14 protein-coding genes are annotated in these 12,671 nt (G+C 58.0%); 8 read left to right on the forward strand and 6 right to left on the reverse strand.

What is annotated here, in order from left to right; translation table 11 throughout:
• Positions 1-43: 43 nt before the first annotated feature.
• Positions 44-649, reverse strand: coding sequence for a TetR/AcrR family transcriptional regulator (locus FIV03_RS25455; protein WP_173013944.1), 606 nt, complete (start codon positions 647-649; stop codon positions 44-46).
• 143 nt (positions 650-792) lie between these two features.
• Between FIV03_RS25455 and FIV03_RS25460 the strand changes: the two genes are divergently transcribed.
• Both FIV03_RS25460 and FIV03_RS25465 read left to right on the forward strand, forming a co-directional pair.
• Positions 793-1,734, forward strand: coding sequence for a sterol desaturase family protein (locus FIV03_RS25460; protein WP_152511435.1), 942 nt, complete (start codon positions 793-795; stop codon positions 1,732-1,734).
• Positions 1,724-2,776: an alpha/beta fold hydrolase gene (locus FIV03_RS25465; protein WP_152511436.1), complete on the forward strand. Its 1,053-nt coding sequence runs from the start codon at positions 1,724-1,726 to the stop codon at positions 2,774-2,776. The genes FIV03_RS25460 and FIV03_RS25465 overlap by 11 nt, the downstream gene beginning before the upstream one ends.
• A 38-nt stretch (positions 2,777-2,814) precedes the next feature.
• On the opposite strand, the gene FIV03_RS25470 is transcribed toward FIV03_RS25465, so the two are convergent.
• Both FIV03_RS25470 and FIV03_RS25475 read right to left on the reverse strand, forming a co-directional pair.
• On the reverse strand, positions 2,815-3,516 hold the full coding sequence (locus tag FIV03_RS25470) for a YafY family protein (protein WP_152511437.1): 702 nt from the start codon (positions 3,514-3,516) through the stop codon (positions 2,815-2,817).
• A 42-nt stretch (positions 3,517-3,558) separates the two neighbouring features.
• Positions 3,559-3,933: a VOC family protein gene (locus FIV03_RS25475; RefSeq protein WP_022997847.1), complete on the reverse strand. Its 375-nt coding sequence runs from the start codon at positions 3,931-3,933 to the stop codon at positions 3,559-3,561.
• Between the two features lie 239 nt (positions 3,934-4,172).
• On the opposite strand from FIV03_RS25475, the gene FIV03_RS25480 reads away from it, so the two are divergent.
• The 5 genes from FIV03_RS25480 (at position 4,173) to FIV03_RS25500 (ending at position 9,258) form a co-directional block, all read left to right on the forward strand.
• A complete protein-coding gene (locus FIV03_RS25480) occupies positions 4,173-5,414 on the forward strand; it encodes a HupE/UreJ family protein (RefSeq protein ID WP_152511438.1) in 1,242 nt (413 codons plus the stop codon).
• 232 nt (positions 5,415-5,646) lie between these two features.
• Positions 5,647-7,206 (forward strand): EAL domain-containing protein, encoded by a 1,560-nt coding sequence (locus FIV03_RS25485; RefSeq protein WP_173013945.1) that lies wholly within the window; start codon positions 5,647-5,649, stop codon positions 7,204-7,206.
• A gap of 167 nt (positions 7,207-7,373) precedes the next feature.
• Positions 7,374-7,628: a YdcH family protein gene (locus tag FIV03_RS25490; RefSeq protein ID WP_031268132.1), complete on the forward strand. Its 255-nt coding sequence runs from the start codon at positions 7,374-7,376 to the stop codon at positions 7,626-7,628.
• A gap of 385 nt (positions 7,629-8,013) precedes the next feature.
• Entirely contained in the window at positions 8,014-8,454 is a 441-nt protein-coding gene (locus FIV03_RS25495) for a hypothetical protein (RefSeq protein ID WP_152511440.1), read from the forward strand.
• Positions 8,455-8,505: 51 nt separating this feature from the next.
• Entirely contained in the window at positions 8,506-9,258 is a 753-nt protein-coding gene (locus FIV03_RS25500; protein ID WP_062489479.1) for an SDR family oxidoreductase, read from the forward strand.
• Between the two features lie 10 nt (positions 9,259-9,268).
• Here the strand turns inward: FIV03_RS25500 and FIV03_RS25505 are convergent, their stop codons facing one another.
• Both FIV03_RS25505 and FIV03_RS25510 read right to left on the reverse strand, forming a co-directional pair.
• The gene (locus FIV03_RS25505; protein WP_152511441.1) at positions 9,269-9,628 is read right to left on the reverse strand and encodes a hypothetical protein; all 360 of its coding nucleotides are present in this window, start codon (positions 9,626-9,628) and stop codon (positions 9,269-9,271) included.
• A gap of 170 nt (positions 9,629-9,798) precedes the next feature.
• A complete protein-coding gene (locus FIV03_RS25510; RefSeq protein WP_152511442.1) occupies positions 9,799-10,224 on the reverse strand; it encodes a secondary thiamine-phosphate synthase enzyme YjbQ in 426 nt (141 codons plus the stop codon).
• 133 nt (positions 10,225-10,357) lie between these two features.
• On the opposite strand from FIV03_RS25510, the gene FIV03_RS25515 reads away from it, so the two are divergent.
• Entirely contained in the window at positions 10,358-11,656 is a 1,299-nt protein-coding gene (locus tag FIV03_RS25515; RefSeq protein WP_152511443.1) for a glycosyltransferase, read from the forward strand.
• Positions 11,657-11,681: 25 nt separating this feature from the next.
• Here the strand turns inward: FIV03_RS25515 and FIV03_RS25520 are convergent, their stop codons facing one another.
• A complete protein-coding gene (locus FIV03_RS25520; protein WP_152511444.1) occupies positions 11,682-12,563 on the reverse strand; it encodes a LysR family transcriptional regulator in 882 nt (293 codons plus the stop codon).
• Positions 12,564-12,671 lie beyond the last annotated feature (108 nt).

Below are 12,671 nucleotides of genomic sequence, written 5' to 3' on the forward strand. Positions count from 1 at the left end.
TGTTCAGCAGAAAATGCGTCAACGGCTCACTGCCGGCAGTTGATCAACCGTGTTTCAGCTCTGTGCCAACTGCGCGTTCGACAAAAGCCAACATGGATTGCCTGAGCTGTTTTCTGGTCGAAACATCTCTGGAAACGGCATTCTGGCCACTGCGTTCGATCAAACCAAGAACCAGTTCGGCCGACGTGGCAGGGTTTTCTTCAGACATCGGCAGGCAGTTGGCAGCCGCTTGAACGAGACGGGCCCGGGTTTGGACGAACAGGCCGCCGATCTCGGGATTTCTGAAGGCCTCGGCAACGATTTCCGCGCTCAACGCGGCATGTGCCGGCGACGAACAGAGATCGAAATACGCCGCTGCAAATTGCAGCAGTCTTTCCATCCGATTTCGTGACGTGTCTTCAAGCCGCCTCAGCAAGGGATCAAGTTCCACTGTTTCCAGTTCCGAGATGGCTGCAATGATCTCGTTCTTGCCCTTGAAGTGATTATAGAGATTGCTGAGGCTGATCCCCGCCTTTCCCGCGATGTCGCGCATGCCGGTCTGGTGAAACCCCTTTTCGATGAAAAGACCCGCAGCCGTTTCGACGATCATCTGTCGACGCTTGGCGGATTTTTCCAGACGGCTGGTGGATTGAGGCCTGGTTTCGGCCATCGGGAATCTCCTGTGGGACGCTACGAAGAAAGACCGTAGCCCGACTTCTTCTTCTGCGCTGTTCATTTCAGGTTCGTTGCCGTCTTGCAATCCTGGCCCGCGCACCCAATTTAAGAACGAACGTTCGTTCTTTGTGAGGTCGCATGTACTCTGATCTGGAACTTCGCCTTCAGCAGGCGGCTGGACTCTTCAACGGTATTGAAATTCTGGCGCTGGTCTTTCTTCTTGTTTTGGCTTCCGAAACCGTGTGGGACCGGTTTGCCGGCTACCGTCAATCGCTATCGGAAACCGGCGCAAATCTGATTATCGGTCTTGTCTACGGTCTGTTGGAACGAACCGCATACGGACTGATCATCGTGATTGCCGTTTTCCTTGCAGAACCGTTCGCGCTTTGGGACCTGCCCATGAACGGCTTGACATGGGTGCTTGCGATCGTGGTCGCTGATCTGACGTACTACTGGATGCATCGCTGCGAGCACCGGGTACGGCTATTCTGGACCTATCACAGCGTTCATCATTCCTCGCCTGAGTTCAACTTCACGACGGCTCTGCGTCTGGCCTGGACCGAAGCGCTGTTCGAATGGATGTTTTTCATTCCCATGGTGATTGTCGGCTTCGACCCTGTACAGGTGATCGCAGGACTTGCCGTCGTGGTGGCCTATCAATCGTGGATCCATACCGAAAAGGTCAGACGGCTCGGGTGGCTTGAAAGCATTCTGAACACACCGTCGCATCATCGCGTGCACCACGGCAGCAATCCGGAGTATCTCGACAAGAACTATGGCGGCATCCTGATCGTCTGGGACCGGCTCTTTGGAACCTACACACTCGAGCGTGCCAAGGTTGTCTACGGGATCACCGATCCGCTCAACACATCCAATCCGATCACCATCAACTTTCGAGACTTCATTCGCCTTGGCAGAGATGCGCTCAATGCCCCTTCCTTTGCCCAGGCTCTGAAGATGCTCATGAAACCTCCCGGCTGGACACCAACGCGCGATACGGCTCGTCTCGTGGACCAATCCGACACCCCAATGCAGTCGCCTGCAGGATCCAGCCAAGGGGAACACCACGATGAACATTGATCTGCTTCTGGCGACTTTTGCCGGCTATCTGGCGGTCTTCGGACTGAGCGACCGGCCACAGGACCCGAAGGTCCGCGACTACTCCATTGAAACCGTCCGCATCAGAACTGCGTCCGGCACCGCCGTTCTGGATGCCGAGCTGACCTTGCCCAAAGGGAGGGGGCGCGTTCCCGCGGTGGTACTCATCACCGGTTCAGGTCCACAGGACAAGAATGAAGAAATTGCGGGCCACAAACCATTTCTCGTGCTTTCGGATCACCTGACGAAATCCGGCTATGCCGTGCTGCGTTACGACGACCGCGGCGTGGGCCGGAGCACGGGAGACTTTGCGACCGCAACCCCGCAAGATCTCGCGAGCGACGCAGCCGCCGCGCTTGCCTATGTGAAATCTCATCCGCGTGTTCTTTCCGAAAAAACCGGATACATCGGCCACTCGGAAGGCGGCTATCTCGCGCCGATCGCGCAGCAGATCGAACCGGCCGCCTTTCATGTTTATCTTGCAGGCCCTGCCCTGCCGCTTGTTCCCGATGTCATGCGCACTCAGGTTCAGGATATCGGGCGTGCGGAAGGCCTGTCCGATGAAGTCATTGCCGGACAGAGACGCGCGGTGAATGAGATCAGCTACGCTCTTTTGAAATCCGGAACACCGGCAGAATTACGCGAGGACATCACGAAGGCCTTGAAGAACTCGGGGGCGAGCGGTTCCCAGATCAGGCAAAACCTGGCCGTCTGGGCGACGCCCTGGGCTTCCGCCTACGCGCGGCACGATCCGGTTGAGCAGCTGGCAGGCCTGACCATTCCGGTGCTGGCACTTTTCGGCGAGCACGACTTGCAGGTTTCCGCCAGGGAGAATTCACCTGTCATGCGAAGGGCCCTCACCCACCCGCTCTCGAGTGTCAGAACGCTGCCTGGCCTCAATCACCTGTTCCAACCAACGCGAACCGGACGTATCAACGAGTATATCCGGATAGCTACGACCATCGATCCAACCGCATTGCAGGCGATTGCGACATGGCTCGATATGATCGTGCAGGTGCCATAAGCCCGCGGGAATGGTACCCTTCTCCCGCGGCCAAGCCGTCACCCCCGGGTATTGCCGTAGTTTTCCTCCTCCATGCCCCGGTAGAAATCCTTCAGCGTCTTGCCGGGTTCCGGATCGAAGCGGTCTCCCGTCTCCCGCATTTCGGAAATCCGGTCCAGACGGAACATGCGGAAGTCCTGGCGCAATTCGCACCAGGCCACCAGCGTCCAGACCTTGCCCCAGAACCACAGACCGAGAGGGCGGATCGTACGATCAGTCGGCTCCCCCTTGCTGTCGCAATACGCCAAGAACAAACGCTTGCGGCCATCGGCCGCCGCTTCCAGAAAATCGATATGAGCCCGGATTTGCGGTGTCATCTCTGGCGCGAACGCGTGGATCTCGATTTCGTTCTGACGCACCCGCATCTTTTCCGGCAGGACGGCGTCGATCTTGATCATCGCCTCTTCGGCGGCCCGGGCCATGGCGGCCCCGCCCCAGGCGCGGATCAGACGCGCACCGGCGAGTAGAGCGACAATTTCGTCCCGGGTGAACATGAGTGGTGGCAGTTCATAGCCATCGCGCATGATGTAGCCGACACCAGCCGCACCTTCGATCGGCACGCCGGATGCCTGCAAGTCGGCAACATCGCGATAGATGGTGCGTTCGGATACTTCCAGCCATTCGGACAGCTGACGTGCCCGCACGAGCCGGCCGCCGCGCAGATATTGCACGATCTGGAAAAGGCGGTCGGCGCGTCTCATGATGCCGGCTCCTTGCGAAGCCAACATCCTGTCAGTCTAAAATCAGCGTGCGAACATGCCGATGGAATTTCCGTCCGGGTCGATGCCATAGGCAAAGCGCCCCGCCGGAATGGCAGCCGGATCGGAAATGATTTCTCCCCCCTTGGCAGCGAACCGTTCCATCGTTTCTTCCAGGGTGTCCGGGCAGGCGAGATGAATGGTTGGTCCGGTTCCGTTCTGCGCGGGTTTTCCCGGGTAAAGGTGACCTGCAATCCCGCCTTGCTCCTTGGTGGGAAAGATTGCGATCTCATTTGGTCCCATGTCGATGACACGTCTAAGCTCCGTTTTGAAAACGTCGTTATAAAAGCTGACCGCCTTGTCCAGATCGGAGACGGGAATCTCCATCCAGACGTTGAAGTGATCGGGTGCAAAAGTCATGGAAAGTCTCCTCAGGCGCTGTGATGAGGATCACCTTATCAAACCTCTCCTGACAGCATTCTGTCAGGAGAGAGCGACAAACATATATGACGCAAAGGCAAGTAAACACCTGCAAATTTCGGCTCATCGGTGAATTCGGAAAAGAGGCTGATGACAATTTGCCGGCAACACGCCGTCACAGCTAAACTGCATGGGCCGGGACGCAGACCAAGGCGGTGCGACAACCGGAAGGAGAGATCATGAAACACTGGCGGATGATCCTTTTCAGCCTCTTGCTTCTGCTGACAAACTTCGCGCCTGCCTTCGCGCATTTTTCGGAAGGTACCAAGGTGCGCACGCTTCTGGTCTCCCGTGAGGGTGACACTCTGACAGTGTATGTGCGGGTGCCCGCTCCGCTTGTCTTCTCGGATCTCGTCGGTCGCTCGCAGGTCGAACAGGTACCACTGGTCTCGCCGTTTCTTCGCCTGGAGCAAAACCCGGACGGTGAGCGCTACCGGGTTGATCTCGGCGCGGTCGACAGCAATCGATCTGCCTTTGAAGACCGATTGGGCAACGCCCTCGTCTTTTCGCAGGCGGGCCTTGCCCTGCCGGCGGAGATCATCGGATTTACGGTTCACGCCAGTCGACCTGACCAGGACCTCGACACAGCTGTTGCCGCCCGAACCGCATTGAGCCAAGCTTTCCCGAATGAAGACCCGCTCTTCGGTACAGCAGTCATCGACTACGCGCTCAGGCTGGAAAGCAGCGATCCGACCGGTATCCTTCAAGTGCAGTCCGGGTACACTCCCCTGATCCCGGGACCCGGCATAGCCATCGACAATCATCTGGTCGATGCCCGCAACACCCCTCCGGTTTCGACCACGGCTCCCGGGCAACTGGAAGAACCTGCGCGGTTCGACGGATCCCGGCTCAGCACATTTCTGCATTTCATCCACCAGGGCACCCTGCATATTCTGGAGGGCCTCGATCACGTCTTTCTGGTGATCGCGCTGGCTCTGGGCGTCGGGGCAACGCGGAGACTGATTTACCTCGTCACCGCCTTCACGATCGGGCACTCAGTCACGCTGATCGCAACCTTCCTCGGGGCAACACCTTCCTGGCCATGGTTCATCCCGCTGGTGGAGACGGCCATTGCCGCTTCCGTTCTTTATGCTGCCATCGCGGCAATGGTCCGGAAGTCGGGCTCGGTGATTGTCTTCACCGCGATCGGCCTGTTGCACGGCCTCGGCTTTTCCTTCGTTCTTGCGGACATTCTCGGCCGGGGCGCACCGGATCTCATACCCGCGCTGCTGGCATTCAACATCGGCATCGAACTTGGCCAGCTTATCATTCTCGCCGTGACGCTCTCCATTGTTCTGCTTGTGCGAAAGACAGCTGAACCCGCCCTGCAACCCTTGCGGCTCGGCGCGCTGTCGGGAATTGCAATCCTGTCTGCCTGGTGGGTCGTCGAGCGCCTGCCCGGATTGCTGACTTCGGCCTGACTTGAGGACGCCTCATGGCCATTTCGGGCAAAAAACACCCTAAAAAGACACAAAAAGCCGATTAATCTGCCGGGTTAAGCGCCGTTAATTCTAACAATTGACTTGTTCTTAATCCCGGCTGTGCAACTTGGGCGGAATAATAATTGGCAATGAAATGGCTCGTCACGGTACCTCGCCCAATACCCGCCCACTATTAAAAGGCTCTCTTGCAGGCCTCGCGACGGTTGCCGTCATGTTGCTTATAGCCTGGGCCGGTGTCGCCTATGACGGGCAGAGCGAACTGCAGAAACAGACGGCAGACCTTCTTGGCATCTGGCAGTCCAACATAGACCGTGGAAACAAGCTCTACGGAGCCCTGGAAAGACTTCCCGAAGACGATTGCAGCGACGCGCACCTGAAAACGCTTAACACGCTCGTCTACAACGACAATCACATTACCAATGTCTGGTTTTTTCCGAACGGCGACACGAAAGCAGCCTGCTCTTCAAGCTTCGGGCGTTTCGAACCTGCCCACGATTTCGGCCCGCCTGAAAAGGCGCAACTGTTCCGCGATGGCAGGGAGACCTGGTACAGGGTGCCCTTCGACAAGGCCGAGGGTGTCGACAGCGTTACAGTGATTAAGAAGGGCCGCTACGGCGTTTCATTCTACCAGACCGGCAACCTGGCAACGGCCGCCGACGACATGTTTTATGTGTCGAGTGTTCAAGACCCTTACACGGTTCTGTTCCACGCCAATGGAAACGCGGGCCTTCTGAAGCAATACCGCGACAACTACGGCCCGATGTTCGGCAACGTCTATGCACAGGCCTGCGGCGAAGGCGATGTCAGGCTGTGTTACCTGACAATGATCCCTGCCAGCCGGATCGTTCAGCAAAATATCGGCCTGCTCGCGATTTTTGCAATCTTCGGCGTCGTCACCGGCGCGCTCGTTTTCCTGAGGGTGAAACGGATCGTGCGTGACCGCCACAGCCCGGCCGGGCGGATCCGTCACGCGATCGCCAACGGCGGCAAAGGTTTCGAGCCGCACTACCAACCCATCCTGTCGCTCGACACGATGAAATGCGAAGGCTGTGAGGTTCTGGCCCGGTTCGAAGATGCCCAGGGCAAGCTTTTCCCGGATGAATTCGTGAACATAATCCAGCAGGAGAACCTGACCTGGGAGTTTACCGAGATCATCATCGCCAAGGCACTGCGCGACCTGAAACCGCTGCTTGCGGGACGGCCGGGTTTCAAGGTGTCCGTCAATTTCTTCCAGGCGGACCTGGAAGACGAACAGATCCAGTCCGTTATTCAGTCGCCGGTTTTTGCAATGGCGACAGAAGCCGGTCTTTCCCTGTGCTGCGAGATCCTGGAAACCGGGATCCGGTCCGGTACCAGCATTGCAAAATCGCTGGAATACCTGCGCAGCATCGGCTGCCTGATCGCAATTGACGACTTCGGCACCGGCTATTCCAACCTTGCCCAGATCAAGGCGCTCAAGCCCGATCTGGTGAAGATCGACAAGATGTTCGTCGATGATCTCGGCAGCACCACCGACACGGCCCGCGGTGCCTTTGTTCAGGCGATTCTCGGCATTGCTTCGGCGCACGGCATGAAAGTCTGTGCGGAGGGTGTCGAGACGATGGACCAGCTCGCGTCTCTCAGGAACCGAGATGTGGACTACGCCCAGGGCTATTTCTTTGCCAAACCGATGCCCATTCGGGACTTCTCCCTCTACCTTCTGGAACAGACCTTGAAGGAAAAGATGCCGACGAGCGGACGCTTGGCAAAGCTCAAACCCGTCAGCGGCTGACACCCGTTCCAGCGCCGGCCGCCTGCTTTTCCAGGCTTCCAGCCTCGCGCTTGCGCGCAAAACGGCGCCGGCACAAAAACTCCGATGCAATTTCGAGCACGATTGATCTGTCTCAAGGTGAATTGAACAGGTTGGCGGCACCTTGTGGTTCTTACAAGGAGGCAAGAATGAGCCACGTGCCACACGAGTTACATGAAGAATTTCCGGAAGCCGCAGACACTTTGCATGCGTTGAAAACAAGTGATGCCCATTTCGCCCGGCTGGCGGATGAATATCACACCGTCAATCGCGAAGTTCACCGCATCGAGACAGATGTGGAGCCGGCATCCGACGATGTCCTGGAAGACCTGAAAAAGAAGAGACTAAATCTGAAAGACCAGATTGCTGCCATCCTGGCGGCAACGGCTAACACCGTGTCCTGAGCCCCTCCTTTTCAGGCCGGTGTTAAAGCCCGCGCCGTCCCCGTCCGACGGCGCGGGCCACCACATGCAGCTCTCCAGGACAAGGTCCTGGCCCACCAGGAGCGCAGTGGAGCACATTTCCGGTTTTGGCGACCTTGTCGCCCACACGGTCAGCATACCGACAAAGAGTTGAAAAAAGAAGGCGCCGCAGCTTTTCGTAAAAGCCCGGCGCCAGTCTGGGGAGGAACGACCCTCATCGTTCACCCTACGATGTGGGTCTTCCCGCAAATAGTTGCAAGGCAAGCCTGTGTGAGGCTTGCGTGATCCGGAACCAGCGCTCCCCGACACAGCTTGACCCACACGCGGGGCTGTTATCTTCTGAGGCGAGTTCATTTCGGATCAGACCATGACCCTTGTTCGCCTCTGCCTGCTTCTGCCCCTCTTGTTCTCGTCCACAGCATTTGCCGCCGATCATTGCGTAGATGTTCAGGCGAAACGCGGCTGGCAGCAACTGTCTCTGCCCGGCGGCAAGATCACCGGCGTGCAGTATTCCGGCGGCTGGAGCGTGATTGCCGGCATGTACAAGGCCGTCGGCCCGCGTGGCTACACGGGCGAAGACGCCCGCCGGCTAGGCCCGCTCTACGGCTACAAGTTTGACCAATCCTACGCTTTCGGCGAGATGCTTGTGCGAGATCAGGCGGGCCGCATAGTTCCGTTCGCGGAGTTTGCCGCGCTCGCCGTCAACTCGCGCGATCCGGCCGGTGTCTATGCCTTCCGCATCAACGACAAGGATGTCGCGCTGCCGGACAATGCCGGTTCCATTCGCGTCTGTATTTCAATGCGCTGACCTTCTCAACAGGCCCGCCTCCCCTTTCCCTGCCCTGAACGGATCTCCCCCATGACCCAGAAAACCATCCTCATCACCGGTGCTGCCCGGGGCATCGGCCTTGCGACGGCAAAGCTCATGCTCAGCCGCGGCTGGCAGGTTGCCATGCTTGACCGGGATGTCGACGAACTCGCGATTGCGTCCGAAGGTCTGGCAGGTGCCGTTCCGTTTATCTGTGACGTTTCCATCGCAGAGCAGGTCGAGGCAACAATCCCTGCCATCTTGCAGAAATTCGGCCAGCTGGATGCCGTCGTGAACAACGCCGGCGTTGCCGAATTCGGCCCGATCGAGGAGACGGATTTTGCCATGTGGCGACGGGTCATGGAGACCAATCTCGACGGCGTGTTTCTGGTTTCACAGGCCGTCGTTCCCGCCCTGAAGAAAACCCGTGGCGCCATCGTCAACATCGCCTCCATTTCCGGCCTGCGCGCGTCAACGTTGCGGGTTGCCTATGGAACCTCCAAGGCCGCAGTCATCCAGCTCACCAAACAACAGGCAGCGGAACTTGGCGAATACGGCATTCGCGCCAACTGTGTCTGCCCGGGCCCCGTGCGCACCAAGCTGGCGATGGCGGTGCACAGCCAGGACATCATCGATGCCTATCACGACGCGATCCCGCTCAACCGCTATGGCTCGGAAACTGAAATTGGCGAAGTAATCGCCTTTCTATGCTCCGAGCAGGCGAGTTACGTCACCGGGCAGGTGATTGCTTCCGATGGTGGTTTTGAAAGTACGGGGGTTGGCCTTCCGGCACTTCGCAAGTAAGTGAGCGTCACTAGACTTTCAGGAAGACACAACGCTGCATCACGGGCCGGTTTGCGGACTTGCGGGAACAATCTTCTTTGCGGAATGCGCCCTCAGGCCGGTATTTGTCCATGACCGCGTCCAGGCGATCATTGGTGATGGCAGCGTTGGCCCTTTGCAGGCACGGCAGCAGCAGAGCCTTGTTCGCGCGTTGCTGCGCACCGCTGGGATATTTGCCCGGCTCCGGATTGACGGGTTTGAAACACTCGACGAAGACCGCCTCCTCGATACCAAGGTCTGCGGCGATCCTGTCGGTCGGGCGGTTCGGGTCGTTATCGGCAAGAGCGGGACCAGCCAGGAACAGTGCGGCAAGGAAAAGGGTGGTGCGCATCTGACTACCTTCTTGAAACTCAACCGACCTCCGGTTTTCGGAGACGGATTTCCGGACCGTGCAACCAATCTACAGGCTTCAATTTTTCAGGATGTGATAATCGTCACAAATTTTCCGAAAGCGCCTTTTTTCTCAATCACGGTCATCAATCGCGCAGACAAAACATCCGATTAGCTGTCAGACAGAAAATGAGCAGCGATCTGACGCTGATGGGCTCGGGTCCGATGTTCGAACAGATAAATTCCCTGCCAGGTTCCAAGCGCCATGCGCCCTGCCGAGACGGGGATGGAAAGGGAAACCGGCATCATCGCCGCCTTGATGTGGGCAGGCATATCGTCGGGTCCCTCCAGGGTGTGGACCAGATAATTCATGGAAGGATGATCTGCAGGTGGAACCAGACGTTCGAAAAACGCTTTCAGATCGCGCTGCACATCCGGATCCGCATTTTCCTGAATCAGCAGCGAACACGAAGTGTGGCGGACGAACATTGTGAGCAAGCCATCTTCCGCACCCGTTTCTGCAAGCCATTCAGCCACCGACGAGGTGAATTCGTAAAGGCCCTGCCCGCGGGTGCCAATTGCGAATCTGGTTTGCATCGTTTCCTCCGAGGACCATTTGCCGCTTCGCACTGGCTTAGGCGATCCACGCTACGGTTGCAATTGCAGCTGCGGGCCGCCATCTGAGGGAAGCCTACCGAAGCCCCGCCAGTTTTTCCGAACCGAGGCCCTGATGCCAACTCCCCGAAAGAAGATCCTCATTGCCTCTCTGGGCACGCGCGGAGACGTTCAGCCCTATGTTGCCCTGGCACACGACCTGGCAAAGATGGGAGCCGACGTCGTGGTGACGACGGGAGAAGGTTTCGATGACATGATCACTGCCGCCGGTGCCCGGTCACGGCCGGTTCCACTCGATTATCAAGCCCTTCTGCAAAATGAGGACATTCAGGAAGCGCTGTTCACGTTGAAGGGCAAATTCCGTGCAGCCCGCAAGAATATCGATCTGCAGAAGGAGGCAGCCCGGCGCCTCTGGCAGATCGGTACGCAAGAGAAACCGGACCTTATCCTGTTCAATCTCAAGGCAACCGTTCTGACACTTGTGGCGCGTCATCTCGACGTACCCGCCCTGCCGACAGCGCTTCAGCCGGTGAGCGCGGCAACGGGTTCCTTTCCGCTACCGCTTTTCGGGTTGCCCGACCTCGGCCCCTTCCTGAATCGGCAAAGTTTTGCCATAGGCCGCTCCCTGATGCGACTGGGCATCGCGCCGCTCGCAAGGGCCGTTCGCGCGGAAGCAAAGGTCATGGATGCGCCTGCCTATTCGGGCGATCTGATGGACGGCCATATGCCCGGCGGAGGATCGCCGCTGTCCCTTCAGGCTTTTTCCCGGGGTCTCGTGCCGACACCACCAGACTGGCCGGAGAACAACTGGGCCTGCGGCTATTGGCTGACCGAACCTGATCCGAACTACGTTCCGCCGGAAGACCTGGCCTTGTTTCTGGAAAGCGGCCCGGAGCCAATCTATCTGGGCTTTGGCTCCATGCCGAGCAGGAACCCGGCAAAGCTGACAGAAACCGTGCTTGCAGCTCTGGAACAAACCGGCCAACGTGCGATCCTGGCGACAGGCTGGGGAGGATTGTCCGGGCAAAACCTGCCGAGGACACTTTCAGGTCGCGTCTTCCTGCTGGATAAAGCACCTCACAGCTGGCTTTTCCCGCGTTGCGCGGCAATCGTTCACCACGGTGGTGCCGGCACCACCCACGAAGCCCTGCGCTGGGGCAAACCTTCGCTGGTCTGTCCCGTCTTCGGAGATCAGCCCTTCTGGGGGGCGCAGGTTCACAAGATCGGAGCCGGGCCTGCACCGATCCGGCAAAAGTCGCTCACCCCGTCGAAACTCGCCCGGGCGCTGATGCAACTCGAAGATCCTGTGTATCGTGTCGGCGCCAAACGGGTGGCAGACATCATGGCAAGCGAACCGGGTGCGCGAGGTACGGCAGAACGGCTCCTATCGATGATCGAAGCTGACAGGAACTGATTAGACTATGTCGTCTAAAACCAAGCTACGTATCTGAAAAGGCGGCTTCGGCCCCGAAGGCTGTTGCCAGAAACCGCGTCATGCAGGCGACCCGTTCGACAGAGCGAAGGTCGGAATGGGTCAGTACCCAGAGCTCGTTTGCTGGTACGTCATTGGTGAAGGCCAATTTCTGCAAGCCGCCTTGTGCGACATCCACCGGAACGAGGCATATCCCCAACCCCTTGCGCGCCAATGCAGCCATGGTCATCAGATCATCACTTCGGACCACGATCCTGTCGCGATGCGACCTGTCCATCTGTTGGAAACCGGGCCGCTGGGACAGCAGTCCGCTTGCACCAATCAGGTCATGAGTTGTGAGATCGGCCGAATTCGACGGCACGCCTTTGCGCTCCAGATAGGTCTGGCTTGCGAAATAGGCCCAGGGAATATCTGCGACCTTGCGTCCGATCAGATGTTCGGGTGGAGATGACGTGACCCGCAGGGCAATCTCCGCAGCCCTGCTGGACATGTTGATCTCCTCGTTGGAAGTCAGTAGCTCAACGGTGATGTCGGGAAACCGGGCCTTGAAGTCACGCAGATACCCGGGAAGGAAATGGGCTGCGAAACTTGCAGGGGCTGTCAATCGAATTCTCCCCTTCAAAGCCAGATCCGCCCCGGATATCCGCCGGTCGATGTCCTCCATGGCAACGACAACAGACTGCGCCAGATCCAGAATTTCGGCACCAGCCTCGGTGGGTCGGTAACGGCCCTTCACTTTTTCGAACAATCTGGAGCCAAGCTGCTCTTCCAGAGAACGGATGTGCCTGAACGCCGTGGCATGGCTGATTGCGAGCTTTTCAGCAGCCTTGCCGAGACTGCTGGTCTCGGCGACCGCGTGAAACGTTCGAAGGTAGTTCCAATCCATCATATTCTTTCAAATTTGAAAACTCCCACCTTAAATCTGCCTATTCCAAACATTTTTGCAAACACCTAAATCCATCACGCCGGCACCGCACACACCAATTTTCAGGAGAAA

The sequence above is a fragment of the Labrenzia sp. THAF187b genome (assembly GCF_009363375.1).
In the GTDB taxonomy this organism is placed as follows: domain Bacteria; phylum Pseudomonadota; class Alphaproteobacteria; order Rhizobiales; family Stappiaceae; genus Roseibium; species Roseibium algicola.